Source organism: Streptomyces sp. NPDC047706, from assembly GCF_043204795.1.
GTDB lineage: Bacteria > Actinomycetota > Actinomycetes > Streptomycetales > Streptomycetaceae > Streptomyces.
In genome coordinates, this window is record NZ_JBIDCW010000016.1 from 138762 (window position 1) to 164970 (window position 26209).

Below are 26209 nucleotides of genomic sequence, written 5' to 3' on the forward strand. Positions count from 1 at the left end.
GTGAGGTGCTTCGGAAGCACCGGGGCTGCGGGATTCGTCCCGACCGATGGGTAGGGCCACGAGACACACCATAACGCGATGTATCGCGTCTCTCAACGAAGCTTGCCCGAACGAGTGACGAAGACTTGGCGATCTTGACCCGACACCAGCCTGACCTCGGCCTTCGCGGGCAGCGCGCCATCCGGCGGCGACTCAGTCGATGACGGTGTACCCCGCGCTGCGCAGGGCCTCGCCGACCTCGACGCAGTGCGCCGGGCCCTTCGTCTCCAGGTGCAGCTCAACCTCCGCCTCCGTGAGCCCGAGCCGTGGATCGGTCCGTACATGGCTCACGTCGAGGACGTTAGCGTCCACCACTGACAACGCCCCCAGAAGCGTCGCGAGAGCACCTGGCCGGTCCGTCAGCCGCAGCCGCACGGCCAGGTAGCGGCCCTGTGCCGCCATCCCGTGCCGCAGCACGCGCTGCATCAGGACCGGATCCACGTTGCCACCCGACAGCACCGCGACGACCGGGCCCCCGAAGGCACCCGGATCGCTCAGCAGCGCCGCCACCGGACTCGCCCCGGCCGGCTCCACGACCAGCTTCGCCCGCTCCAGGCAGAGCAGCAGCGCGGTGGACAGCTCATCCTCGCTGACCGTCCGGACCTCGTCCACCAGATTTCCGATGAGTGCGAACGGTACGTCGCCCGGCCGCCCGACCTTGATGCCGTCGGCCATCGTCACCGGGTTCTCGATCGACACCGGGCGTCCCGCGGCCAGCGAGGGCGGATACGCCGCCGAGCCCGCCGCCTGCACGCCGACGATCCGCACCTCGGGCCGCACCGCCTTCACCGCGACCGCGATTCCCGCCGCGAGTCCCCCGCCGCCGACGCCGACGACGATCGTGCGCACCTCCGGGCACTGCTCCAGGATCTCCAGGCCCACGCTTCCCTGTCCCGCGATGATGTCCGGGTGGTCGAACGGGTGGATGAACACCGCGCCCGTCTCGGCGGCGTACTCCTGCGCGGCGGCCAGGGTCTCGTCGACCACCTGTCCGTACAGCCGCACCTCGGCGCCGTAGTCCCGGGTCGCACTGATCTTGGGCAGTGGGGCACCCTTCGGCATGAACACGGTGGAGTGGACGCCGAGCAGTGTGGACGCCAGGGCGACCCCCTGCGCGTGGTTGCCGGCGCTCGCCGCGACCACACCGGCCGCACGCTCCTCGGGCAGCAGCCCGGCGATCCGGACGTAGGCGCCGCGCAGCTTGAAGGAGCCGGTCCGCTGGAGGTTCTCGCACTTGAGGTGGACCGGGGCGCCCACCAACTGGGTCAGATACCTGCTGCCCTCCATCGCGGTGACACGTGCGACGCCGCTCAGCATCTTCTGCGCACCGCGTACGTCGTCGAGGGTGACCGGGGGCAAGGAGGGGGCCTTGCGGTAGTTCATGACTCAAGTCTCGCAGTTCACACGCCGTGGTCCGCGGTGTGACCAACGTCCGAGACCGGTTTGCGCAGCGCCGGTACGACCTGCCCCCCGGCCGCGTACCCTGTCCCCCAACCCAGCACCCAGCATGAAGTGAGCCCCCGGCCATGCCCACAACACCTGAAATGTCGATGGACATGACGACCGTCGGTGACACCGGCCTTCTCGACGCGCTGCAGCACGAGGTGGCGGTGTTCGCCCGGCGTGCCGAACAGACCCGGCTCGGCGGGGTCGGCCAGGTGCGCAACTCCATGGACCGCGCCGCGTACCTGCTGCTCAACCGGCTCGACAAGGAGGGGCCGATGGGCGTCAAGGCGCTCGCCGCGAGCATGGGTATCGACTCGTCGACGGTCACCCGGCAGGTCGCTCCGCTGGTCGACACGGGCCTGGTCAAGCGGACCTCGCACCCCGAGGACGGGCGGGCGGTGGTGCTGCAGCTCTCCCCGCGCGGGTCGGCGCGGCTGGAGGAGGTGCGCTCGTCACGGCGTCAGTTGATGGCCGAACTGACCCAGGAATGGGCGCCGGAGGAGCGCGAGGCGTTCTGCACGCTCCTCACCCGTTTCAACCACGCCCTGTCGTCGCGGATGGCGGCCCAGGGGGTGCCGGAGGCGGAAGTGCCGGCAACCTCCTGACGATCTCGGCTTGCCGGGGATCGTGGCGTTCCCGGGCCGGCGGGGTTCCGCCCAGGAGACCGGGTCCCCGCGGGCGTGCACGGCTCTTGACCGAGCGGACGCGCCTGCCCTCATATGAGACCGGGTCCCCGCGGGCGTACGCGGGTTCGCAGCCGGCACGCCGGACGCGCCGGCGGCCGGGCGGGATCCGCTTCCTCAGGTCGCTCAGGCGGGAGGCGCGATGCGAGAGCGGCAAGCGTCCCAAGGTGCCCGCCGGGCCCGGGAGTTCGAGGCGTTCGTGGCCGGAGCGGCGGGGCGGCTGCTGCACACGGCCACACTGCTCACCGCGGAGGCCCCGGACGCCCACCCACGCGCGCGGCGCCTGCTCACGCAGGCGCTGGCCCACACGTACGCCTCCTGGGACCGGCTGCGCGGCGAGGACCCGTACGTCCGCACGCGCGCGTACCTGGCGACCCGCTTCGCGCACCGCGCCTGGCACGAGTACGGCGCCCGCCGGAGCCGCCCGCACCCGGGCAGCGCGCTCGCCGGCCTGACGCCGCAGGAGCGCCTGGTGGTGGTCCTCAGGCTGTACGAGGGGGTCGCCGAGGAACAGACCGCGGCACTGCTGGGGCTGCCCACCGAACGCGTCCGCGCCGTCTGCGCCCGGGCGACGGCCACCCTGCTGCACCCACCCCGGCCGCCCACGCCCACGGCGACCGGGGCCGAGGTGGCGGCATCATGACCGGGAGGTCCCCGTGAGCCAGGCCGACCGGGACTCCGCCGCACGGCGGATCATGGAGCGGACACCGCCAAGCGTGCCGCCGGATCTCTGCGCCGACGCCGTACGCCTCGGCGACCGCCTGCTGCGGCGCCGGACCCTCGCGCTGCGCCTGCTCTGGCTGCTGCTCTTCGCGGTGACCGTGGCGTTCACCGTCTGGGCGATGACCGAGCGCCCCTGGGTGGAGCCGCCGTCGGGGACGACTCCACCGCCCACCGGCTGGTAGCAGCCGGCAGGCCGGGTCAGCCGAGCGCCTGCTGGAGGTCCTCCAGCAGGTCGTCGACGTTCTCGATGCCCACGGACAGGCGCACCAGATCGCCGGGGACCTCCAGGGCCGAGCCGGCCACGGAGGCGTGCGTCATCCGGCCCGGGTGCTCGATCAGCGACTCGACGCCACCGAGCGACTCACCCAGGGTGAACACCCTGGCCCGGTTGCAGACCTCGACGGCCGCTTCCTCGCCGCCCTCGACCAGGAAGGAGACCATGCCGCCGAAGGCACGCATCTGCTTGGCGGCGATCTCGTGCCCGGGGTGGTCCGGCAGCCCCGGGTACAGCACACGCGTCACGCGCGCGTGCCGGGTGAGCATGTCGGCGATCCTGGTCGCGTTCTCGCTGTGCCGGTCCATGCGCACCGACAGCGTCTTGGTGCCGCGCAGCACCAGCCAGGAGTCGAAGGGCCCGGCGACCGCGCCCATCGCGTTCTGGTGGAACGCCAGCTCCTCGCCGAGTTCCGCGTCGCCGACGATCAGCGCGCCGCCCACGACGTCGGAGTGGCCGCCCATGTACTTGGTCAGCGAGTGCACCACGACGTCCGCGCCGAGCGACAAGGGCTGCTGGAGGTACGGCGTGGCGAAGGTGTTGTCGACGACGAGGCGGGCGCCGGCGTCCCGGGCGATCTGGGCGACGGCCGCGACGTCGGTGATGCCGAGCAGCGGGTTCGAGGGGGTCTCCACCCACACGACCTTGGTCTTCGGCGTGATCGCGGCCCTTACGGAGGCCGGGTCGCTGGTGTCGGCGACCGACCATTCCACGCCCCAGCGGGCGACGACCTTCGCGAACAGCCGGAACGTGCCGCCGTAGGCGTCGTTGGGGATGACCACGTGGTCGCCGGGGCTGAGCAGCGTACGCAGCAGGCAGTCCTCGGCCGCCAGTCCGGACGCGAACGCGAGACCGCGGCGGCCCCCCTCCAGGGCGGCGAGGTTCTCCTCGAGCGCGGTCCTGGTCGGATTGGCGCTGCGGCTGTACTCGTAACCGCCGCGCAGGCCGCCTACCCCGTCCTGTTTGTAGGTGGACACCTGGTAGATCGGCGGTACGACCGCGCCGGTGAGGGGGTCGGCCGTGTTGCCCGCGTGGATGGCGAGCGTCTCGAAGTGCTGACTGATGTGCCTGTCGCTCATGAGAACCGAGCGTAGGCGTTCCACAGGGGGTGCCGCAGTTCCCGGCGGAGTATTTCCGGATCTCGACGGGTCCCGCGGCACACTCGGGGCTGCTCAACCGCGGCTTCGGGCCGCTCGGAGGGGCACCGCCCACCGCTCGCCGGGAGTTTTCCACAGGCCGGGCCGAGGGGGTTGGCCAATTGTCGGCGGCGTCTGGTTCGCTTGAGGCATGGAGATTCTCTGGGTCCTGTTCGCCCTGCTCATGATCGGCTTTGTGCTCGGTCCCGTCATGATGCGTAGGCGCAGGGGGATAGAGCTGGTCAAGCCGGGCCACCCGGACGCGGCGGACCCCGCGAACTACGGGTTCGTGCGGCAGGAGGAGCTGGACGTCCGCATGCCCGGCCCCGACCAGGACCTGCTGGACGTGCTGGACCTGGTGCAGCGCACGCAGGACCACCGGGCCGCGGCGCAACTGCTCGCGGGTACGGAGGCGGAGAGCGAGCTGCGCTGGCAGCGCGTACAGGCCTTCGCCGGCGCCGCGGCGCTGGAGCTGCAGCAGCGGCCGGGCGGCGTCAGCGACACGCCGGGCGGCCAGTGGCTGCGGGTGTGGCGCGCGGAGTCGCCCAAGGACGCGGGCGGCGCGGCGGTGCACGCGGAGTTCCTGGTGCAGCAGGCGTGGCGGACGGCGACGCCCGGCACCGACGACTTCCGGATCATCATGGAGGAGGCGAAGGCCGCGTGCGGCGACGCGGCGCTGCTCGCCCCCGGTGACCCGATCCCGTACATCGTCGAGCTGTCGGTGGCCCGCGGCCTGGCGTACCCGCGCGCGGAGTTCGAGCAGCTGTGGCTGAAGATCCTGGACCGCGCGCCGAACCACATGGGCGCGCACCTGGCCGCGCTGCACTACTGGTGCGAGAAGTGGCACGGTTCGCGTGAGCTGGCGACCCAGTTCGCGGAGGCCGCGGCGGCCCGCGCCCCGCAGGGCTCGTTGCTGGCGGCGATGCCGCTGTTCGCGGTCTTCGAGCACCTCCCCGAGGTGAACCTGGTCGCCGGCTTCTACCGGAGCGAGGTCGTGACCAAGGCGATCCACGGCGCCCTGCACGCGGTCCACTCGGCCCGCACCGACGACCCGATGCTGGCGCACGTGCGCCATCTGCTGGTCTTCTTCCTGGTCCGCTCCGAGCGCTGGTCCGAGGCCATGAGCCAGCTGATACACATCGACGGGCATGTGGGGGCGCTCCCGTGGACGCTGTCCCCGGACCCGGCCTCGGAGTTCGCGGTCTACCGGGCACTGGCGGTCGCGGGCTACGAGGCGAACGGCGGCAGCCCGGCGACGCTGCTGCGCTGAGCGAGGCGGGACGGCGATCCGGACGGCGACGGGGACAGCGACGGGGACGGCGATCGAGCCGGCGGTTGCGACTGGTGGACGGGGGCGTGGACGCCCCGTCGTGGCGCCCGGAATGCCCCGCGGTACTGGAATGTTCAACAAAGTACCGCCCCGCCGTGTGACGGCGACGGGGCGGGAACCGTACTGAACCCAGCAGAAGGAGCCCGACATGCTGTTCCGCCGCACGCCCAGCCTGCCTACCGCTGAGCAGGCACTGAAGGGCCGCGCGGAGCCCGCCTACACCGTCCCCGAGCGCCACACCGTCCTGGGCAACCCGCTGAGCGGGCCCTACCCCGAGGGCCTGGAGGTCGCCGACTTCGGCCTCGGCTGTTTCTGGGGCGCCGAGCGCAAGTTCTGGCAGCTGCCCGCGGGGGTCTGGACGACCCTCGTCGGCTACCAGGGCGGTCACACCGAGAACCCCACGTACGAGGAGGTCTGCTCGGGCCTGACCGGCCACACGGAGGCCGTGCGCGTGGTCTACGACCCGAAGGTGATCTCGTACGACCGCCTCCTGAAGACCTTCTGGGAGGCGCACGACCCCACGCAGGGCTTCCGCCAGGGCAACGACGTCGGCACGCAGTACCGCTCGGCGATCTACACCCACACCCCCGAGCAGGCCGCGGCGGCTGAGGCGTCCCGCGAGGCGTACCAGAAGGTCCTGACCGGTTCGGGCCACGGCCGCGTCACGACGGAGATCCTCCCGGCGGAGGACCGCACGTTCTACCCGGCAGAGGGCTACCACCAGCAGTATCTGGACAAGAACCCCGCGGGCTACTGCGGAATCGGCGGGACGGGTGTGTCGTGCCCGATCGGAGTTGCCCCGGCCGACGGGTGAGGCGTCGGGCGCTGATCCAGGTCCCGGCGGACACCGGATCGGAGCAGAGGGATCGCGGCGCGGCCGTGCGGCGCAGACGTCGCGCGGCCGCGCCGCACTGCGTGAGCCTCGCAGCCCCGACGCCGGCCTCGGCCCAGCCGCCTCGGCCGCGCCGCGCGGCCCTCATCGCACCACCCCGCCCGCCACACCCCCCGTCACCGCGTGCCCTGCGACCCAGTGTTCCTCGGGTGCCTCGATGCTTCTCCGGCGACGGACGCCCCGACCTCGCCACCGTGACCAACGAGAAGTACCCACGAGATGTACGGTCCGGGCTCAGTTCGACGGCGTCGAGGTCCCCGCCCCGGCCCGGGTCGCGTCCCTGCCCCAGCTGGCGAGGAGACGCAGACCCTCCGCGGACGGGGAGCCCGGCTCCGCGTGATAGGTGATCAGGGACTGCTCGGCGTCGTCGACGAGGCGGAAGGTCTCGAAGGAGAGGGAGAGGTCGCCGACGAGCGGGTGACGGAGCCGTTTGACGCCATGGCTCTTCTCCTTGACGTCGTGCGTGGCCCACAGACGCCGGAATTCGGAGCTCTTGACGGACAGCTCGCCCACCAGTGCCGACAGGCGCGGGTCGTCGGGGTGACAGCCGGCGTCCATGCGCAGGAAGGCGACCATGTCGAAGGCCTTCTGGTCCCAGTCGACGAACAGTTCGCGGTACTCCGGCCTCAGGAACACCAGCCGCGCCCAGTTCCGCTCCTGCGCCGCCATCTCCGCCCAGTCGCCGAAGACGGCGGCCGCCATCCGGTTCCAGACCAGGATGTCCGAGCGGCGCCCGATGATGTAGGCGGGGATGCCGTCGAGCGTGTCCAGCAGCTGCCACAGCGCGCCCCGCACATGCTGCGTACGCGCCGCCGGCTTCTTCTTGTGGTGCTTCGGTCTGGCCAGGTGGGTGAGGTGGGCGTGTTCGGCGCCGGTCAGCCGCAGTGCCCGCGCGATCGCGTCCAGCACCTCCGCCGACACGTTCCGCCCGTTGCCCTGCTCGAGCCGCGTGTAGTACGCCACCGACACCCCGGCCAGCTGTGCCAGCTCCTCCCGGCGCAGTCCGGGAACCCTGCGGTGCCGTCCGTAGTCCGGCAACCCGACGTCCTCCGGCTTCAGCCGCGCCCGCCGGCTGCGCAGGAACTCGCTGAGCTCGGCACGCCGGTCCAGGCCGCCGCCGGGCTCCTCCACGTGCGCGGGCTGTTCGTCCATGCCTCCAGTATTCACGGTCGTACGCACACGAACCTGCCCCCGCCAGTGGTAGGCACAGCGGACGTACGCAAAGCCGTGGCCTGGGTGGATGTGCCGTCCGGAGGCAGCCTTGACGATGTGCCCGGCAGGAAGGCAGCCGGGTGCGGAACAGCATCGCTAGGAGACCCCCGGCATGACCACTGTCACCGCGTACGCCGCCCCCGCCGCCAAGGCACCGCTCGAGCGCACGACGATCGAGCGGCGGGAGGTCGGTGAGTTCGATGTCCTGATCGACATCAAGTACGCCGGAATCTGTCACTCCGACATTCACCAGGCCCGTGAGGGCTGGGGCGAGGCCATCTTCCCGATGGTGCCCGGGCACGAGATCGCCGGAGTCGTCGCCGAGACCGGCACCGGCGTGACCAGGTTCGCCGTCGGCGACCGCGTGGGCGTCGGCTGCATGGTCGACTCCTGCCGTGAGTGCGACAACTGCGAGGCCGGCCTGGAGCAGTACTGCACGCAGGGCGCCGTGATGACGTACAACGGCGTCGGCAAGGACGGGCAGCCGACGTACGGCGGCTACTCGCAGAAGATCGTCGTCGACGAGAACTACGTCGTCGGCATCCCCGGGGACATCGGCCTCGACGAGGCCGCGCCACTGCTGTGCGCGGGCATCACCACGTACTCCCCGCTCAAGCACTGGAACGCCGGTCCCGGCAAGAAGGTCGCCGTCCTCGGCATGGGCGGCCTCGGCCACATGGCCGTGAAGCTGGCGCACGCGCTCGGCGCGGAGGTGACGGTCCTGTCGCAGTCGCTGCGCAAGAAGGACGACGGGCTGAAGCTGGGCGCCGACCACTACTACGCGACCAGCGACCCGCGGACCTTCGAGGAGCTGGCCGGCACCTTCGACCTGATCGTGTCGACGGTCTCGGCGCCGCTCGACTTCGGCGCGTACCTCGCCCTGCTGAAGACCGACGGCGCGCTGGTGAACGTCGGCGCTCCCGAGGAGCCCATCTCCCTCAACCTGTTCTCGGTGATCGTCGGCCGCAAGTCGCTGGCCGGGTCGAGCATCGGCGGCATCCAGGAGACCCAGGAGATGCTGGACTTCTGCGCCGCGCACGGCCTCGGCGCCGAGATCGAGCTGATCCGCGCGGACCAGATCAACGAGGCCTACGAGCGGGTGCTGGCGAGCGACGTGCGGTACCGGTTCGTGATCGACACCTCGACGATCTGACCGTTGACGCCGGTCGTCGGCGGTCCGGCGGCCTGAGCCGGACCGCCGGATCGCGGGGTGGCCGGATCGCGAGGCCGCCGGGCCGCCGGGCCGCCGGATCGCGAGGCCGCCGGGCCGCCGGGCCGCCGGATCGCGAGGCCGCCGGGCCGCCGAACCGCCGGGCCGCCGGATCGCGAGGCCGCCGGGCCGCCGACGGCTGTGGACCCCGTCTCGCGGCCCTGGCGCGGAAGAGCCGCCCGGGTCCTGACGTTATGAGAAGAGGACCGGACGAGGTCGGAACAGACCGGAAGTGACCGGAGGAGACCCGAGGAGGTCACCGATGACCGTCCAGCTGAACCACACCATCGTCGCCGCCCACGACAAGGAGGCCTCCGCCCGCTTCCTCGCCGGCCTCCTGGGCCTGCCGGTGAGGCCGCAGTACGGCCCCTTCACCCCCGTCGAGATCCCCAACGGCGTGACTCTGGACTACATGGAGACGCCGGGCGAGATCACCCCGCAGCACTACGCCTTCCTCGTCTCGGAGTCGGACTTCGACACGATCTTCGCCCGCATCGAGCAGGCAGGCCTGACCTTCTGGGCCGACCCGCGCCACTCCCGCCCGGGCGAGATCAACCACAACGACGGCGGCAGGGGCGCCTACTTCGAGGATCCCAACGGGCACAACCTGGAGATCATCACGCGGCCCTACGGAAGCGACGGCTGAGGACCACGGCGGCGGTCACTTCGGCGGCGAGATCGCCGACGGACTCACCCACCGCGACGGCAACGACCTCCACGGCCGGGTGCCGCTGTTCGCCCACGGCTCCCGGCACGCGGGCACGTCGCTGTTCACCGGCGCCAAGGTCGGCTCCCACGACGACACGCTGTTCGGCGAGAAGGCGTTCCGCGTCCCGTCCGGTGACGCCGGCTGACCACCTCGGTGAAGCGGACCGTCAAGGTCGCGGCGGCCGCCACGCGGATCGACGCCGGCTGGACGTTCCGCTCCAGGAAGCGGACCGCGGACATGGCCAGGCTGCCCGCGTCCCCGGTCCGCTTTCGACGTGTCTACGCTGACGCCGTGCCGGCGGGCTCTCCCGGCCTTCCGAAGGAGGCGTCGACGGTCAGGTCGACGGCGGTCTCGCCGCCCGCCGGGACGGTCACCTCGGTCGCGCCGAGCGTGAGGAAGCCCGCCGGCGCCGGCCGCGATGGTGGCCACGTGCGTGCCGTGGCCCTGCCTGTCGGTGGCGTCGGGCGAGGTGGTGAAGTTCTTCGACGCCACCGCCTGGAGAGTGACCCGTCACGAGCCGGCCATGACGGCGGCACGGCCGCGAACGTCGTACCGGACTTCGCGGCGAACGTCGTACGGGACTTCGCGTTCCGCTACGGGGTGGCGTTCTCCTTCACCGATATCCGCCCCTTGCGGATCGTCGCCACCCGCGGGGCCTTTCTCGCGATGGCGGAGTCGTGGGTGACCATGATGAAGGTCAGTCCCAGCTCCTTCCAGGTGCGTTCGAGTACGTCCATGATCTCGTCGCGCATCGACTCGTCGAGGTTTCCGGTCGGTTCGTCGGCCAGCAGCACCTTCGGCCGCTTCACCAGCGCCCGCGCGATGGCGACGCGCTGCTGCTGGCCGCCGGACATCTCCCCGGGCAGATGCCCGAGCCGCTCGCCGAGCCCGACCGACTCCAGCGCCTCGGCGGCGCGTTCCCGCCGGTCCCGGGCCCTGATGCCGAGCGGTACGAGCGCGGTCTCGACGTTCTCCTGGGCGGTGAGCGTGGGGATCAGGTTGAAGCTCTGGAAGACGAAGCCGATGTTCTCGCTGCGCACCCGCGTGAGCCGGGCCTCGGGCAGCCTCGCCAGGTCGGTCCCGTCGAGGAGGACCTCGCCGGAGGTGGGCCTGTCGAGCCCGCCGAGCATCTGCAGCAGCGTCGACTTGCCGCCGCCGGTGGGGCCCTGGATGACCAGCCGGTCGCCGTCGGGGATGACGAGATCGACGCCGTCCAGCGCGCGCACGGTGTCCTTGCCCCGGTTGTAGTGCTTGGTGACGCCTCTGAGTTCGTACATGGTGCAGCTCCTGGGTGCTTCGGAGGGTGGGAGGCGCGCCCGAGGGGCGCGGGGCCGCGTCGTCACGTGGCTGGGCCGCGCGGGCGCGACGGGCTACGGGGGCGCGACGGGCTACGCCGGGCCCGCGCGGCGGCCGGCTATGCCACGCGCCGCAACGCGTCCGCCGGCCGCAGGCGCGACGCCCGCCAGCCGCCGAACGCGCCGGCGACGAGCCCGCCGGTGACAGCCAGGCCGACCGCGAGGGCGATGGTGGTCAAGCTGACGGGGGCCGTGAGGGCGACGTCGAGCGTGCGGCTCGCGGCCTGCCTCGCCGGGCCGCCGCCGAAGCCACCGCCGCCTGGGCCGGCCGCTCCGCCCCCGGTGCCGCCGAGTTCGGCCTCCAGGGTGGGGCTGATCGCGGTGACCGCGTACGCCCCCGCCAGACCGAGCGCGATGCCGAGCGCACCGCCGACCAGCCCGTGCACGACGGCCTCGCCGACGACCTGCCGGGTCACCCGCCCGGACCGCCAGCCCAGCGCCTTCAGGGTGCCGAACTCCCGCACCCGCCTGGACACCGCGGACGAGGTGAGCAGCCCGGCGACCAGGAACGCGGCCGCGAGCACGACGATCGACAGCCACTTGCCGACGCCGGCGGCCAGGTCGGAGGCGGTGGACAGGGAGCCGGAGACGGTGTCGGCGAGGTCGGCGGAGGTCGTCACGGTGGTGCCGGAGATGTTCTGCTGGATCTCCGACTTGACGGCGTCGATCCGCTGGGAGTCGGCCGCCTCGACGTAGATGGTGGTGACCTTGTCCGCCGAGTCGCTGAGCGTCTGCGCCTGCTTCAGGGGGATGTAGAGGTTGGCCGCCGCCTCGCCGCTGTCGGGGGTGGCGATGCCGATGACCTCGTAGGTGACGTCCTTGATGGTGACCGTGTCGTCGACGGCCAGCTTCTTCTCCTTGGCGTAGGAGGCGTCGGCGACGGCGACCTTCGCGTCGGTCTCCGAGGACGTGAAGGTACGGCCGCTGGTGATCTTCGAGGTGGTCAGCGGGCCGAGCGCGGGCTCGGTGACGTCGGTGCCGAAGACGGAGTAGCTGTTGACGCCGAAGTCCGCGCCACCGCCCTGCACCCGGCCCTCACCGGCTGGTCCGGACGGCCCGCCACCGCCTGTGCCGCCGCTGCCCTGTTGCAGCTGACCGGGGGTGAACTCGCCGCTGACCTGGATGACCTGAAGGCTCAGACCGCCGACGGCGTGCGCGACGCCGTCCTGCGAGCCGACCTTCGCCACGGTGGAGCTCGCCAGGGTCTGGAGGCCCTGAACCATGACCCGGTCGCTGCTCTGCTCCTCGCCGGAGCCGTCCTGTCGTGCGTCGAACCGGAACCGCGGCCCCTGCGCCTGCCCTTCCTCGGCGGGATCGGCGGCCTTGGTGACGGTCATGTCGGTGCCGAGGCCGTACAGCGACCGAAGGACCTTGTCCTGGGCCTGCCCCATGCCGGACGACACGGAGTTGACGACGATGACCAGCGCGATGCCCAGCGCGAGTCCGGAGGCGACGACGAGGGCCGCCTTCCTGCGGCGGCGCAGTTCGCGCCTCAGGTAGGTGAAGAACATGTGCCGCAAGCTAGGGAGGCACCGTGATGACCGGATAAGGCACGGATAAGAGAAGGATGAGAAGCAGGCCGGGGAAGCGGGAAGGGCGAGGGCGCGTGGCGGCGGGACGGGAAAGGGCGAAGGCCGCCCTGGGTGGGCGGCCTTCGTCGTCGAGTCTGTGTCAGGAAGCGGGCGTCAGACGGCGGAACCGGCCTTCCACTGCTCCCAGCTCATGTTCCAGCCGTTGAGGCCGTTGTCCGGTGCGATGGTCTTGTCGCCGGTGTTCTGGACGACCACGACGTCACCGACCATCGAGTTGTCGTAGAACCACGCGCCCTCGGTCTTCGGGTCGTTCGCGCCCTTGGTGTCGTTCAGGCCGACGCAGCCGTGGCTGGTGTTGACGTTGCCGAAGATGGAGTCGGCGCCCCAGTAGTTGCCGTGGATGAAGGTGCCGGAGCTGGACAGCCGCATGGCGTGCGGGACGTCCTTGATGTCGTACTCGCCCTTGCCGTCGTCGTCGGTGAAGCCGACCGTCGCGCCGTTCATCCGGGTCTCCTTGAACTTCTCGGAGATCACCATCTGGCCCTCGTACGTCTTGTTCTCGGGCGAGCCCGCGGAGATCGGGATGGTCTTCACGACCTTGCCGTCCTGCGTGACCTTCATCTGCTTGGTCTGCGCGTCGACGTAGGAGATCTGGTTGCGGCCGATGGTGAAGGAGACCGACTTCTGCTGGACGCCGTAGACACCCTCGGCGCCCTCGACGCCGTCGAGCGCCAGCTTCAGCGTGACGGTGGAGCCTTCCTGCCAGTAGTCCTCGGGGCGGCAGTCCATGCGGTTGGCGTTGAACCAGTGGCAGGCGACCTCCTGGCCGCTGCTGGTGGAGACGGTGATGCCCTTCTGGACGTCCGCCTTGTTGGTGATCGCCTTGTCGAAGTTGATCGAGACCGGCATGCCGACGCCGACCGTGGTGCCGTCGTCCGGCGTGAACGAGCCTATGAAGCTGTTGTCCGGGGAGACCGTGGTGAAGGAGGCGTTCTCGTGGGCCTTGAGGCCCTTGGCGTCCTTCGCGGTCACGGCGACCTTGTAGCGCGTGGAGCGCTCCAGCTGGGCGCTGGGCTTCCAGCTGGTCTTGTCGGCCGAGATCTCACCCTCGACGGCGGTGCCGTCGGCCGTCGTCATCGACACCTCGGTGAGCGTGCCCTTGCTCACGGTGACGGCCGCCGAGTTGTTGATGGAGGCGTTGGCCGAGCCGTCCTTGGGTGTGATCTTGATCTGGGCCTCTGAGGTCTTCTGCGCGGCCGCCTCGTCGACCTTGGCCTGCGAGCTGTCGTTGCCGCCGTCGCTGCCGGCGGCGTCCCCGCCGGAACACCCCGAGAGCACCAGTACGCCGCCGAGCAGTGCGGACGCGGCCGTCAGGCCCCTGCGCCGCCTACTGTTCGTCATCACACGCTTCTCCATCGTTGCCGAATCCCCAGAACCCCGAAAGCCCCGTCGAGAGTCCCCATCAACCAAGTTCAACGCTACGACCGGTTCGTCCCGTTCCACATTCCTTCGATGTGTGGGGCACACCACCTCCACCGGCCCGGTGGCCCGTGGTGCCGGTGTCGGTCCGCGCACCCCGTGAGACGAACGAACCCCGGGCGGTGGTTGCCGCCCGGGGTCACTATTTTCCCAAGCCGCGTCAGCCGACCCGCTCTTCTTCGTCGTCGTCCGCATCATCCTCGTCGAGATCCCAGTCCGGCGAATCAGGGTCGTAGTCCACCTGCTCGCTGCTCCAGGAGGCCTGCTGGAGCTCGATCCCGGGCACCTCGCTGACCAGGTCGAACGGGTCCACGAGATACGCGAGTGCCTCCGCGGTGTCTTCCGTCACAGCGCTCTCGGCGTGTACCCGCTCCTCGGCCTGCATATCGGCGTCCTCGGAGATCCGCCGCTGTGCCGCCCGGGTCACTGCCTCAGCGTCGTCGATCTGGAGGACGAGTTCCACCCGAAGCCGTACAAAACCTGCTGTCTCTGGAGTGCTCATGCCCGGAGCGTACGGCCAGGGGCCCCCGCGACTTTCCCACGACCCGCGGCTTTCACTAGCATCGCCCCACACGGCCAATTCGCCAGCGTCACAAGGGGATCGATATTCCGTGTCATCCGCTCGCCGTCCGTTGCTGACCGCCACCGCCGCGGGCACCCTGCTGGGGGCCCTGTGGTTCGTCCCCTCCGCGAACGCGACGGGTGACGGGCCGGTGAGAGAGCGGGCCATGTCGGTGATGACGACGCAGGCCAGGGCCACCACCACGGACACCGCGACGGCCACCGTCACGGACTCGGGCGCCCTCTCGGACACCGCGGTGTCCGGGGCCGGCGGGACCCGCCTCGCGGACACCGGCAGCTTCGACAGCACGCCCTACGTCCTCGGTGGCGCGCTCTGTCTCACGCTGGGTGCCGGATTCGTGGCGTACTCGGTGCGCCGCGAGCGTCCGGGTCCCTGACGAACCGCCGGCGCGGCACCGGCGGACACCGCCGCAACACGCAGCGGGAAGTTCGCCTGACGCGCAATTGACCTGCGCCTCACAGGGCGATGTCGGGGGGTACGACGGCAAGGCGCCCGACGCCCGGTTCCCCGCCTCCAAGAGCGAGGTCGAGGTCGACAGGGCGGGGTGCGAGCCGCTCGCCCACGCGCTGACCGGTCTCGCGCCGGGCGGATCCGCCGGCGGCGCCCGCGCCATGGCGACCGAGCAGAAGTCCCCCACCGACACGGCCCCCAGTCCATGCGGGACATGACGCAGGGCGAGTTCGAGGACGCGTTCTCGGACGCCCTGAGCGTCGACATGACCGCCGTCGGCCTCTCCTCGTACGACGGTGACGGCGCCGCGGCGAAACCTTGGGGTCCGTCTCGGACGCGATCGCCGTGTGCGCGGGCGGCTTCACCCTCACCGCCAAGGGCGCCGAGCAGAAGATCGTCAAGATCGCCTCGGAGAAGGGCTCCGCCACCGGTGACGAGTCGGCCGCGATCTCCGCGTCCGTCGTCATGGAGGACAAGGGGGCGCCCGGCACGGTGCACGCCGAAGGGCGCGGCACGGCGGCACACCGGCGACCTACTGCACGATCAGCATGGGCGCGCTGGTGACCGGCGAGACGTACGAGATTCCCGCCGCGGTGGTCGAAGCCCGGACCGCCAGGCTCGGGTAACCACTCGTGGGGCCCCGGCCGACGTACGCCGGGGCCCGCCGCCCCTTGGGCTACCGCAGCGGGCCGGTGACCGTCTGCACCGCCTCGACCAGCCGTCCGTCGCGCACGAACGCCTCGGCCGCGGCCAGGTCGGGGGCGAGGAAACGATCCGGCCCGGGACCGGCCACCCCGGCGGCCCGTGCGGCATCGATGACGGCCCGCGTGGCGGGGGCGGGGGTGAGCCCCTCACGCAGTTCCACGGCGCGCGTGGCGGCGTAGAGCTCGACCGCGATGACCCGGGTGAGGTTGCCGACGGCCGTGCGCAGCTTGCGCGCCGCCGACCAGCCCATCGACACGTGGTCCTCCTGCATCGCGGAGGACGGGATGGAGTCCGCGGAGGCCGGTACGGCGAGCCGCTTCAGCTCGCTCACCAGCGCGGCCTGGGTGTACTGGGCGATCATCAGCCCGCTGTCCACACCGGCGTCGTCGGCGAGGAAGGGCGGCAGCCCGTGGCTGCGGTTCTTGTCCAGCAGCCGGTCGGTGCGCCGCTCGGCGATGGACGCGAGGTCGGCGGCGGCGATGGCGAGGAAGTCGAGCACGTAGGCGACCGGGGCGCCGTGGAAGTTGCCGTTGGACTCGACCCGCCCGTCGGGGAGTACGACGGGATTGTCGACGGCGGAGGCGAGTTCGCGGTCGGCGACGAGGCGGGCGTGGGCGAGGGTGTCGCGTCCGGCGCCGGCGACCTGGGGGGCGCAGCGGACGGAGTAGGCGTCCTGGACGCGGGGCGCGTCGTCCTGGTGATGGCCCGTCAGGCCGGAACCCTTCAGCACGGCCAGCATGTTGGCGGCGCTGGCGGCCTGACCGGGGTGCGGCCGGATGGCGTGCAGCTCGGGGGCGAGGACCTTGTCGGTGCCGAGCAGGGCTTCCATGGACAGGGCCGCGGTGACGTCGGCGGACTTGTAGAGGGTGTCGAGGTCGGCGAGGGCCATGAGCAGCATGCCGAGCATGCCGTCGGTGCCGTTGAGGAGGGCGAGGCCCTCCTTCTCGCGCAGCTCGACGGGCGCGATGCCGTGTGCCGCGAGCAGTCCGGCGGCGGGCCGCACAACCCCGTCCGGGCCTTCGGCGTCCCCTTCGCCCATCAGGGTGAGGGCGCAGTGGGACAGGGGCGCGAGGTCGCCGGAGCAGCCGAGGGAGCCGTACTCGTGCACGACGGGGGTGATGCCGGCGTTCAGCACGTCGGCCATGGTCTGCGCGACCTCGGGGCGCACACCGGTGCGGCCGGAGCAGACGGTCTTCAGCCGCAGGAACATCAGCGCCCGTACGACCTCCCGTTCGACCCGCGGGCCCATGCCGGCCGCGTGCGAGCGGACGATGTTGCGCTGGAGCCGGGTGCGCAGCTCCTGGCCGATGTGCCGGGTCGCGAGGGCGCCGAAGCCGGTGGAGACGCCGTAGACGGGGTCGGGCTTGGCTGCCAGGGCGTCGACGATCTCGCGGGCCGCGGTGAGGGCGGACACCGCCTCGCCGGAGAGCTCGACGCGCGCGCCGGCGCGCGCCACGGCGAGAACGTCGGACGCGGTGACACCGGACGTCCCCACCACCACAGTGTGCATATCCATATTCAGGAGCGTACGCAGTGAATTCCAGGATGTCACGAGTGGGGACGGGATGTGACCCTTACCGCCCGATGCGCGCGAATCCGCGCGGCGTGACCCCCGCCTGCCCCGCCCCGCCAGGGACAGGGCACCGGATGGCCGCAGCGCTTACGGTATTAGTGCATACCAGGCGACTTCCTCACATATGCGGGTGTTTGGCGTGGAAGAACAGCGGACGCCCGAACTGCACGGCGTACTGGGAGCAGAGCAAGCCGCGGACCTGCCGTACCAGCGTTCCACCCTGAACACCGCGCGCGCGGTGTCCCGGGGTGCCGCCCTGGCGGGCGCCGCGCTCGGCGCCGTGGGCCTGACCGGCTGGGTGTCCGGCCTCGAGGTCCTCAGGCGGCTTCCCGGCGCCGGGGCGACGATGGACGCCAACACCACCGTGGCTCTGCTGGCACTCGGCGCCTCCCTGTTCGTGTCGGCGCTGGCGCCCGCCCGCGGACGCGTCCCCGTGGGGCTCGTCGCCGCGGCCCGCGCGGCCGCGGTCCTGGGTTCGCTGATCGGCGGGCTGACCCTGGTGCAGTACCTGACCGGCACGAGCCTGGGCATCGACGAACTGGTCGTCGAGGACGACGCGGCGCCCCCCGCGGGCATGGTGCGCGGGCGGATGGCGGCGAACACGGCTCTGGCGCTGACGATCGCGGGCGTGGCTGCGCTGTGCGCGAGCCTCACCCGGCTTCCCGCCTGGACGAGTCAGGTCCCCGGCCTGGTCGTCCTCGCCCTGGGGATGCTGCGGCTGTACGGCTTCACGTACGCCGTGCCGGAACTGGAACGGTTCGGGCTGTACAAGGGCATGGCCCTGTACAGCGGGCTGGCCCTGATGCTGCTGGGCGCGTCCGCCCTTCTCGTCCGGCCCGACGAGGGCCCCGCGAGTCTGCTGACGAACGCCGGCACCACGGGCGCGCTGGGGCGCCGGCTGTTCGCGACCGTCCTGGTGGCGCCGCCGCTGCTGGGGTGGCTCGTCCTGGCGGGCGAGGACGCGGGACTGTTCGGAACACGGCTCAGTACCGCACTGCTGGTGTTCGGGCATGTGATCGTGTTCGGCGCGGTCGTCTTCGCGGTCCTGACCGTGGGCCGCCGTGTCGAGGTGGCGCACGCCCGTGCCGAATGGCAGGTGCGCCAGAACGAACTGCTGCAGGCGTTCATGGACCACACGCCCGCGGTGCTGTTCATCAAGGACCTGGACGGCCGTTTCCTCGCGGTCAACACGACGTTCGAGGAGAGCCTCGGCCTGCCCGCCGAGCGGGTACTGGGGCGGCGGGACCAGGACGTCCTGCCGCCCGATCTGGCGCGTCAGGCGCGGGCCGCGGACCTCGACATGCTGGCGGGCGGCGAGCCCCTGCAGCGGGAGCAACGACTCGCCCTGCCCCAAGGCCCGCGCGACTTCCTCACCAGCCTGTTCCCGCTCAGCACCGCGTCCGGGAAGCCGTACGCCGTAGGCGGTGTCGTCACCGACATCACCGAACAGGTCGCCGCCCAGCGCGAGGTCCGGCAGGCCAGCCGGCGCTTCGTCGCGCTGCTGGAGTCGGCCCCCGACGCCCTGCTGATCACCAATGGCCAGGGCGCCGTCGTCATGGCCAACGCGCAGGTGCAGCGCATGTTCGGGCGTGCGCCCGCCGACCTTCTCGGCGCGGCCGTCGTCGACCTCGTGCCCGGCCCCGCGCGGCAACGGCACAGCGCCCTCCTGCGTGCCTATCTGGGGCAGGAGCATCCGAAACCGATCGTCGTGGACCGGGGCCTGTACGGGCTGCGCGGCGACGGCGGCGAGTTCCCCGTCGAGGTCAGCGTCAGCAGCCTCCAGGCCGAGGAGGAGACACTGGTGTTCCTGACCGTGCGGGACATCACCGAACGCCGGCAGGTCGAGGCCGAACGGGCCGAGCGCTACGAGGAGCACCGGCGCATCGCCTACACACTGCAGCACAGCCTCATGGGGGAGCCGCCCCGGCTGCGAGGCCTGCCCACCGCCCACCGGTATCTGGCGTCCGTCCAGGACCCCGGGGTCGGCGGTGACTGGTTCGACGTCGTCCCGCTGGGCCGGGACCGCACCGGCATCGTCGTCGGGGACGTGATGGGCCGGGGTCTGGAGGCCGCGGCCGTCATGGGCCAGCTGCGCGCCGCGTCCCACGCGCTTGCCCGCACGGGCGTCTCGCCCAGCGGCCTCATGACCGGCCTGGACGCGTTCGTCGGCGACCTGGCCGACCAGCTGGTCACCTGCGTCTACATGGTGATCGACCAAGGCACGCACGAGGTCACCGTGTCGTCGGCGGGGCACCTCCCGGTCGTCCTCCTGCCTCCCGGTGAGGCGGCCCGCCGGCTGCAGGCACCGGTCGGGGTGCCGCTGGGCGTCAACGACTCGTGCGGCAGCGGCGTGCCGTTCCGGCAGACGACCCAGCCGCTGCCCGCGGGCAGCGCGCTCGCGCTCTACACCGACGGACTGGTCGAGCGGCCCGGTACCGACATCGAGGCCCAGATCGACATCCTCACCCACACGCTCGACACGGCGCTGAAAGACGTCCCCCCGGAGGCCGAAAGCCTTGAGCGGGCGGTGGACCAGCTGATCGGAGCGCTCATTCCGGACACGGCCGTGCACGACGACGACGTGACCCTGCTGCTGGTCGGGCTGCCCGAGTCCCGTGGATGACAGGGAATCTGTACATTTGTGCGTAGAGTCCACGACCGCGAAACGTGCGGCGGTCACGTCGTGCTCACGAACCTCGCAGGCGAGGCAGCATGCTCGACTTGAGTGCACCGATCGTGGCCACGTTCCTCGTGTACCTGGCCGTCATGATCGGAACCGGGGTCTGGGCATACCGCCGCACGCGCACCCTCGCCGACTTCGCCCTGGGCGGCCGCCGGCTCAGCGCCCCCGTCGCCGCGTTGTCCGCCGGAGCCAGCGACATGTCCGGCTGGCTGTTCCTCGCGTTCCCCGGAGCGGTGTACGCGGCCGGCATCGGAGCGGGCTGGCTGGCGGCAGGCCTGGTGCTCGGCACCTACCTCAACTGGCTCTTCGTCGCGCCGAGGCTGCGCACGTACACCGAGCGCGCCGAGAACGCGGTGAGCCTGTCGGCCTACCTTGAGGAACGTTTCGAGGACCGCACGCGCCTGCTCCGCATGGTCTCGGCGGTGGTCACGCTCGTGTTCTTCACCGTCTACGTGGCCAGCGGACTGGTGGCCGGCGGACTGCTGTTCGAGAGCACGTTCGACATCAGGTTCGAACTCGGAGTGGCCCTGACCGCCCTGGTGATCGTCGTCTACTCCTGCCTGGGCGGCTTCCTCGCCGTGAGCACCACGCACGTCATGCAGAGCACGTTCATGTTCCTCGCCCTGCTCGCGCTGCCCGCCGTCGGAATCGGGGCGCTGGGCGGCTTCCAGGCACTGCGCGACGCCCTCGACAGCAAGAACCCCGAGCTGCTGGACTTCGGCGCCGAGGTCGACTACCTGGACGGACAGTGGACCGCCGCGGGGCCGCTCGGCGCGGTCGCGATGATCTCCCTGCTCTCCTGGGGCCTCGGCTACTTCGGCCAGCCGCACATCCTGGCCCGCTTCATGGGCATCCGCAGCACCGGCGCGATCCCCGCCGCGCGCCGCATCGGCACGGCGTGGGTCGTCGTCGTGCTCACCGGCGCCATCTTCGTCGGCCTGGTGGGGATCGCGCAGACCGGGGCCCCGCTCGGCGACCCGCAGACGGTGTACGTCAGCCTCAGCCAGGCGCTGCTCAACCCCTGGCTCACCGGCGTGATGCTGATCGCCGTGCTGGCCGCGATCATGTCGACCGCGGACAGTCAGCTCCTCGTGTCGTCCGTCGCGCTCACCGAGGACTTCTACCACGCGTTCCTCAGCCGCAGGGCATCCGAGTGGACACTGGTGTGGGTCGGCCGGGCCGCCGTCGTCGTCGTGACCCTGGTGGCCTTCGTGATCGCGTTCAGGGGCGGCGGGCTGCTGGGCATCGTCGCCTACGCCTGGGCGGGCTTCGGAGCGGCGTTCGGACCCGTCGTTTTGCTCTCGCTGTACTGGCCGCGCATGACCTGGGCCGGTGCCATGGCGGGGATCGTGTCGGGCGCGGCGACGGTCCTGCTCTGGCAGGAGATCAATCCGCTGCTCGGCCCGCTGGAGTCGGACGTCTACGAAATGGTCCCCGGCGTCCTGGTCGCCACGGCCGCCGCCCTGGTGTTCGGCAGATTCATCGGGCGGCCTCCGAAGCGGGCCTTCTGGCGGATACCGGGCGGCGGTGTCAGTCAGATGATGCTCACCCCCCACCTCATGCACGCGCCGGTCGGCATCGCCGTCCTCGACACGGATCTGCGCTACGTCTGGGTGAACGAGCCGCTGGACCGCCTGATCCCCCTCGAACGGCGACTGGGGCGGCGCATGGCGGAGGTGCTGCCTCAGGCGGAGGCGGAGGCCTTCGAGGACAAGATGCGCGAGGTCTTGGAGAGCGGCACTCCGGTGATGGACTTCGAGTACCAGGGTGCCGCCTGGGCGGACACCGGCCACGGAGGCGAATCCGACCACGCGGTCTCCGCCTCCTTCTTCGCCATGACGGACCGGCACGGCCGGAACGTGGGCGTCTGGTACATGGTCATCGACGTCACCGAGCGCCGCCGCGCCCAGGAACGCCTGGCCCTGCTGAACGACGCCGCATCCCGCATCGGCAGCACCCTGGACGTGACGCGCACCGCCCAGGAACTGGCCGACGACGCCGTGCCCGCCATCGCCGACTTCGTCGCCGTCGACCTGCTGGACTCGGTGATGTCGGGAGAGGAACCGGCCCCAGGGCCGGTCGGCATGGTGCCCGTCATCCGGCGCGCGGGGCAGCAGTCGGTGCGCGAGGGCTGCCCGGAGTCGACGCTTGCGGTCGGAGAGACGATCCGGCGTGCCCCCCTCTCGCCCGTGACCCGCTGCCTGCTGGAGAGCAGGACCCTCGTGGAGCGGGTCCTGAACCAGGGCTCCAGCCCCTGGGTGACCGAGGACGAGTCGCTGCGCGCCTCCATCCGCGACTACGACTGCCGTTCCCTGATGGTGGTTCCGGTGCGGGCGCGCGGCGTCACCCTGGGCGCGGCCACCTTCGCCCGGTCCAGACGGCTGGGCCCCTTCGAGCGGGACGACGTACGCCTCGCGGAGGAACTCGTCTCCCGCGCGGCGGTGTGCATCGACAACGCGCGGCGCTTCACCCGGGAGCGCACCGCGGCCCGCTCGATGCAGCGCTACCTGCTGCCGCAGGACCTCGCCGGGGGATCCGCCCTGGAGGTGGCGTCGTGGTACCTCCCCGCGGACGCCCCGAGCGGTGTGGGGGGTGACTGGTTCGACGTGATCCCGCTCTCCGGGGCACGGGTCGCACTGGTCGTCGGGGACGTGGCCGGGCACGGCATCACCGCGGCGGCGACCATGGGACGCCTGCGCACCGCGGTACGCACCCTCGCCAACCTCGACCTCTCCCCCGACGAGCTCCTCGCCCACCTGGACGACCTGGTCATCGGCCTCATGGGAGCACACGCCGACGACGTGTCCCCGGCGGACGAGGGGGAGGCCGCGGGCACCGCGTTCATGGGAGCCACCTGCCTGTACGCCGTCTACGACCCGGTCAGCAGGCGGTGCACACTGGCACGGGCCGGGCACCTCCCACCGGTGATCGTCCGTCCCGGCGGCGGCGCCGAGATCCTGGACCTGCCGGCCGGACCACCACTCGGCCTCGGATACCTCCCCTTCCAGTCGGTCGAACTGGAACTGGCGGAGGGCAGCCTCGTCGCCCTCTACACCGACGGCCTCATCGGCTCCGTCGATCCGGACATCGACATCGGGCTCTCCCGGCTGGGCGCCGCCCTCGCGGAACCCCTGCCGACCCTGAAGGAGACCGGCCGCACGGTCATCGACGGTCTGCTGACCGCACCGCCGCCCGACGACGCCGCCCTGCTCCTCGCCCGGACCCGCGTCCTCGCACCGGACCGGGTCGTCTCCTGGGACATGCCCAGCGATCCGGCCGCCGTGGCCGACGCCCGGGCGCGCGCCGCACGGCAGCTGAGGGAGTGGGGGCTGCCCGATCTGGAGTTCACCACCGAGCTCATCGTCAGCGAACTGGTCACCAACGCCGTCCGCCACGCGTCCGGACCGGTCTGTCTCCGCCTCATCCGGGACCGCGGCCTGATCTGCGAGGTCTCCGACGCCAGCAGCACCTCGCCACGGCTGCGGCACGCCCGGACCACCGACGAGGGCGGGCGGGGCCTGTTGATCGTGGCCCAGCTCGCCCACCGCTGGGGCACCCGCTACACCCCGACCGGCAAGATCATCTGGGCGGAGCAGACGGCTCCGGACGTCGAGTGAGCGGTGCGGAACACCCGCTCCCGCGTTCACCGCCATCGTGCCCGGACCCGCTTCCGTGCCCTGGGTCAGCGGCGGCCCCGGAAGCGGCGGCGTTCGGGGGCGGGGCCCTCGGGTGGCGCGTCGGCGAGGCGTACGACGGGGTCGTCGGGGCCCTCACGGCCGGCCACGACCGCCTTGGCGGCGCGCAGACTCTTGGCCCGGTACTGGGCCGCGTCCGCGAGCCGGAAGAGCCGGCGGGCGGAGCGTACCTGGCCGATCGGGTCCGCGGTGGACGCGACGCCGCAGGCGACACCGTCGCCGAGTTCCAGTTCGGCGGCGCGGCGGCAGAGTTCGTCGGCGACCTTGACGACGTCGTCGGCGGGCGGCCCGACGGCGAGCAGGCAGAACTCGTCGCCGCCGAGGCGGGCGGCGAGGGTGCCGGGCAGCATGGCTCCGCAGAGGGAGAGCACGGAGCCGAAGCGTTCGAGGAGCCGGTCGCCGACGGCGTGCCCGCCGGTGTCGTTGACGCGCTTGAGGCCGTTGAGATCGCAGACGACCAGGCTCACCACCGCTCCGTCCATGCGGTGCCGCTCGACGGCCTCCTCCAGGCGCGTGTCCACGGCGCGGCGGTTGGCGAGACCGGTGAGGGAGTCGGTGAACGCCAGCCGCCGGGCCTCCTCCAGCCGCTCGGTCTGGGCGATCCCGGCGGCGACGACCGCGGCCAGTACGGTGGCGAAGTCGGCGTCGCCACGGTGGAAGACGGGGACCCCGAGGGGCCGGGCCACATACAGCTCACCCCAGGCCCGGCCGTGCAGGACGACCGGGGCGACGACACAGCACCCCCGCCCTCGGCGCCGCAGTGCGGCGACCCGCTGATGACAGAAGCCGGCGCGCCCGGCGGTGGGCCCCTCGGCGGTCTCCACCCAGGCGTCGGGCTCACCGCCCCCCGCCCACTGCTCGTGCAGGAACTCGGTGATCTCGGCGAACTGGTGCACCGGGTAGGCCTCGTCCTCCGGGAACTCCTCCTCGTCCTCCGCCCGCTCGCCCACGTTCACGAGCACCCGCAACCGTCCGAGGTCCCGCTCCCACACCGAGAGCGCGGCGAAACTCCCGTCCAGCGCACGGCACGCCCCCAGCGCGGCGGCCCGCCAGGAGTCGCGCGCGGACTGTGCGGCGGCCATCCCCTGCGCCAGCGCCACCACGGCCGCGAGCCGGTCGTCCTCACCCATCACCCCAGGCTAGGGAGATTCGGGAGGAATGGGGAGGTTTGCGGGGCGGTGGGGTGAGAGGGGGAAGCGCGGAGCAGCGCACGACCGATCGGGTGAGTCGCCCGGCTCCCCGGAAGTCACCCACCCGGCTCCACGGGCTCACTCACCCGGCCACCGCGGCTTGCGCTTGTCGTTGAAGGCCGCGACGCCCTCCGCCCGGTCGCCCGAGAACGCCACCGAGCGCCACGCCGCGTCCTCCACCTCCAGGCCGGCCCGCAGGTCCAGCCCGTGCCCGAGCCGCAGGGCCCGCTTCGCCGCCCGCAGGCCCACCGGTGAGTTCACGGCGATCCGGGACGCCAGCGCCAGCGCCTCCCCGCGGTCCTGCCCGTCCTCCACCAGCACGTCCACCAGCCCCAGCTCCCGGGCCTCGGCCGCCTCCACCCGGCGCGCGCTGAAGATCAGCTCGGCAGCCCGCGCCGCCCCCACCCGGCGCGGCAGCAGCTGCGTACCGCCGCCGCCGGGGATGACGCCGACGGACACCTCCGGCAGGCCCACCACCGCGGTGCCGTCCGCCACGATCAGATCGCAGGCCAGGGCCAGCTCGAAACCACCACCCAGGGCGAACCCGTGCACCGCCGCGACCGTCGGCACCGGCAGCTCCAGCACGCCGGTGTACGCCCCCCGCGCGACCGGCCGCTGCCGCACCAGCTCGGCGTCGCTGAGCGAGTTCCGCTCCTTGAGGTCGGCGCCCACACAGAACGCCCGTTCGTGCGTGGACGTCAGCACGACCACCCGTACCTCCCGGTCGGCCCCCAGCGCGGCGCAGGCACCGGCGACCGACCGGGCCATCTCGGTCGACACGGCGTTCATGGCCTTCGGCCGGTCCAGTGCCAGCTCCGCGACATGCCCGTCCTCGTGCCGCCGCACCAGCACGAACTCCCCGAATCGCTCCTCGCCCATGACACCCTCCCGGTTAACGTGGGTTAACAACACTCGGCCCGATCATTCCAGCCGCCCCCCTCCGGGGGAAGCCCGGGCCTCCGCGCCCCCGGTTCCCGATTCACCCACCGACACCCCGTTCGAGTGACATCCCGCCCATCTCGCTCCCCCCGCCCCGGGCGAGCGCATAGCGTGCGCACCGCGACGGCGCACCGGGGGGCGCGAGCGCATCGGGAGGGACCGCCATGAGGACCGACACGTCGCCGGACAACCCGGCGAGGAACGGCCGGAAGGCCGCACAGAGGGACGACGCCGGAGCGGCCGACGGCGTGCCCGCCCCGGCGGAGGACGGCGGCACGGGGCGCCCGACGGTGACGCCCCGCCCCCTGCACACCACCGGCCACCCGCCCCACCCGAGAACTCCACAGCCGACGGCACCGGCACCGCGCGCC

The 26209-nt window shown here is 71.9% G+C and carries 22 protein-coding genes and 1 pseudogene; 13 read left to right on the plus strand and 10 right to left on the minus strand.

What is annotated here, in order from left to right; all coding sequences use genetic code 11:
- Positions 1-192: 192 nt before the first annotated feature.
- The gene (ilvA, locus tag ACGF8A_RS20405; RefSeq protein WP_393110054.1) at positions 193-1422 is read right to left on the minus strand and encodes a threonine ammonia-lyase; all 1230 of its coding nucleotides are present in this window, start codon (positions 1420-1422) and stop codon (positions 193-195) included.
- A 161-nt stretch (positions 1423-1583) separates the two neighbouring features.
- On the opposite strand from ilvA, the gene ACGF8A_RS20410 reads away from it, so the two are divergent.
- From ACGF8A_RS20410 to ACGF8A_RS20420, 3 genes are all read left to right on the plus strand, one after another.
- Complete coding sequence (locus tag ACGF8A_RS20410; protein ID WP_393110122.1) at positions 1584-2090, plus strand: MarR family winged helix-turn-helix transcriptional regulator; 507 nt, start codon at positions 1584-1586, stop codon at positions 2088-2090.
- Positions 2091-2310: 220 nt separating this feature from the next.
- Positions 2311-2811 carry a sigma factor-like helix-turn-helix DNA-binding protein gene (locus ACGF8A_RS20415; protein WP_393110056.1) on the plus strand — a complete coding sequence of 167 codons (501 nt, stop codon included), beginning with the start codon at positions 2311-2313 and terminating at the stop codon, positions 2809-2811.
- Between the two features lie 52 nt (positions 2812-2863).
- Positions 2864-3073 (plus strand): hypothetical protein, encoded by a 210-nt coding sequence (locus tag ACGF8A_RS20420; protein WP_393110124.1) that lies wholly within the window; start codon positions 2864-2866, stop codon positions 3071-3073.
- 16 nt (positions 3074-3089) lie between these two features.
- On the opposite strand, the gene ACGF8A_RS20425 is transcribed toward ACGF8A_RS20420, so the two are convergent.
- Positions 3090-4244: a cystathionine gamma-synthase gene (locus ACGF8A_RS20425; RefSeq protein WP_393110058.1), complete on the minus strand. Its 1155-nt coding sequence runs from the start codon at positions 4242-4244 to the stop codon at positions 3090-3092.
- Positions 4245-4452: 208 nt separating this feature from the next.
- Here ACGF8A_RS20425 and ACGF8A_RS20430 point away from each other — a divergent pair, with 208 nt between their 5' ends.
- Complete coding sequence (locus tag ACGF8A_RS20430; RefSeq protein ID WP_393110060.1) at positions 4453-5571, plus strand: hypothetical protein; 1119 nt, start codon at positions 4453-4455, stop codon at positions 5569-5571.
- Positions 5572-5779: 208 nt separating this feature from the next.
- The gene (gene msrA / locus ACGF8A_RS20435) at positions 5780-6445 is read left to right on the plus strand and encodes a peptide-methionine (S)-S-oxide reductase MsrA (protein WP_393110062.1); all 666 of its coding nucleotides are present in this window, start codon (positions 5780-5782) and stop codon (positions 6443-6445) included.
- Between the two features lie 312 nt (positions 6446-6757).
- Here the strand turns inward: msrA and ACGF8A_RS20440 are convergent, their stop codons facing one another.
- Positions 6758-7675, minus strand: a complete 918-nt coding sequence (locus tag ACGF8A_RS20440; RefSeq protein WP_393110064.1) for a helix-turn-helix domain-containing protein — start codon at positions 7673-7675, stop codon at positions 6758-6760.
- A gap of 172 nt (positions 7676-7847) precedes the next feature.
- Between ACGF8A_RS20440 and ACGF8A_RS20445 the strand changes: the two genes are divergently transcribed.
- The 3 genes and pseudogenes from ACGF8A_RS20445 to ACGF8A_RS20455 form a co-directional block, all read left to right on the plus strand.
- Positions 7848-8888, plus strand: coding sequence for an NAD(P)-dependent alcohol dehydrogenase (locus ACGF8A_RS20445; RefSeq protein WP_393110066.1), 1041 nt, complete (start codon positions 7848-7850; stop codon positions 8886-8888).
- Positions 8889-9207: 319 nt separating this feature from the next.
- Entirely contained in the window at positions 9208-9591 is a 384-nt protein-coding gene (locus ACGF8A_RS20450) for a VOC family protein (protein ID WP_393110068.1), read from the plus strand.
- 34 nt (positions 9592-9625) lie between these two features.
- Positions 9626-9924, plus strand: a pseudogene (locus ACGF8A_RS20455) (hypothetical protein); the annotation flags it as partial.
- Positions 9925-10247: 323 nt separating this feature from the next.
- Here ACGF8A_RS20455 and ACGF8A_RS20460 read toward each other — a convergent pair.
- From ACGF8A_RS20460 to ACGF8A_RS20475, 4 genes are all read right to left on the minus strand, one after another.
- The gene (locus tag ACGF8A_RS20460) at positions 10248-10931 is read right to left on the minus strand and encodes an ABC transporter ATP-binding protein (RefSeq protein WP_393110070.1); all 684 of its coding nucleotides are present in this window, start codon (positions 10929-10931) and stop codon (positions 10248-10250) included.
- A 137-nt stretch (positions 10932-11068) separates the two neighbouring features.
- Entirely contained in the window at positions 11069-12520 is a 1452-nt protein-coding gene (locus tag ACGF8A_RS20465; RefSeq protein WP_393110072.1) for an ABC transporter permease, read from the minus strand.
- A 174-nt stretch (positions 12521-12694) separates the two neighbouring features.
- A complete protein-coding gene (locus ACGF8A_RS20470; protein WP_393110074.1) occupies positions 12695-13942 on the minus strand; it encodes an Ig-like domain-containing protein in 1248 nt (415 codons plus the stop codon).
- Positions 13943-14180: 238 nt separating this feature from the next.
- Positions 14181-14522, minus strand: a complete 342-nt coding sequence (locus ACGF8A_RS20475) for a hypothetical protein (protein WP_393110076.1) — start codon at positions 14520-14522, stop codon at positions 14181-14183.
- A gap of 109 nt (positions 14523-14631) precedes the next feature.
- Between ACGF8A_RS20475 and ACGF8A_RS20480 the strand changes: the two genes are divergently transcribed.
- From ACGF8A_RS20480 to ACGF8A_RS20490, 3 genes are all read left to right on the plus strand, one after another.
- Positions 14632-14979, plus strand: a complete 348-nt coding sequence (locus tag ACGF8A_RS20480; RefSeq protein ID WP_393110078.1) for an LPXTG cell wall anchor domain-containing protein — start codon at positions 14632-14634, stop codon at positions 14977-14979.
- A 67-nt stretch (positions 14980-15046) separates the two neighbouring features.
- Positions 15047-15271, plus strand: coding sequence for a hypothetical protein (locus ACGF8A_RS20485; protein WP_393110080.1), 225 nt, complete (start codon positions 15047-15049; stop codon positions 15269-15271).
- A gap of 100 nt (positions 15272-15371) precedes the next feature.
- Positions 15372-15617: a hypothetical protein gene (locus ACGF8A_RS20490; protein ID WP_393110082.1), complete on the plus strand. Its 246-nt coding sequence runs from the start codon at positions 15372-15374 to the stop codon at positions 15615-15617.
- A 112-nt stretch (positions 15618-15729) separates the two neighbouring features.
- Here the strand turns inward: ACGF8A_RS20490 and hutH are convergent, their stop codons facing one another.
- Complete coding sequence (gene hutH, locus ACGF8A_RS20495; protein WP_393110126.1) at positions 15730-17268, minus strand: histidine ammonia-lyase; 1539 nt, start codon at positions 17266-17268, stop codon at positions 15730-15732.
- Positions 17269-17470: 202 nt separating this feature from the next.
- On the opposite strand from hutH, the gene ACGF8A_RS20500 reads away from it, so the two are divergent.
- Together ACGF8A_RS20500 and putP are read left to right on the plus strand one after the other, a co-directional pair.
- On the plus strand, positions 17471-19954 hold the full coding sequence (locus ACGF8A_RS20500; RefSeq protein WP_393110084.1) for a SpoIIE family protein phosphatase: 2484 nt from the start codon (positions 17471-17473) through the stop codon (positions 19952-19954).
- A gap of 89 nt (positions 19955-20043) precedes the next feature.
- Positions 20044-23631: a sodium/proline symporter PutP gene (putP, locus tag ACGF8A_RS20505; protein WP_393110086.1), complete on the plus strand. Its 3588-nt coding sequence runs from the start codon at positions 20044-20046 to the stop codon at positions 23629-23631.
- 65 nt (positions 23632-23696) lie between these two features.
- Here the strand turns inward: putP and ACGF8A_RS20510 are convergent, their stop codons facing one another.
- Together ACGF8A_RS20510 and ACGF8A_RS20515 are read right to left on the minus strand one after the other, a co-directional pair.
- Positions 23697-24839, minus strand: a complete 1143-nt coding sequence (locus ACGF8A_RS20510; protein ID WP_393110088.1) for a diguanylate cyclase domain-containing protein — start codon at positions 24837-24839, stop codon at positions 23697-23699.
- A gap of 138 nt (positions 24840-24977) precedes the next feature.
- Complete coding sequence (locus ACGF8A_RS20515) at positions 24978-25778, minus strand: enoyl-CoA hydratase/isomerase family protein (RefSeq protein ID WP_393110090.1); 801 nt, start codon at positions 25776-25778, stop codon at positions 24978-24980.
- Positions 25779-26209: the final 431 nt, after the last annotated feature.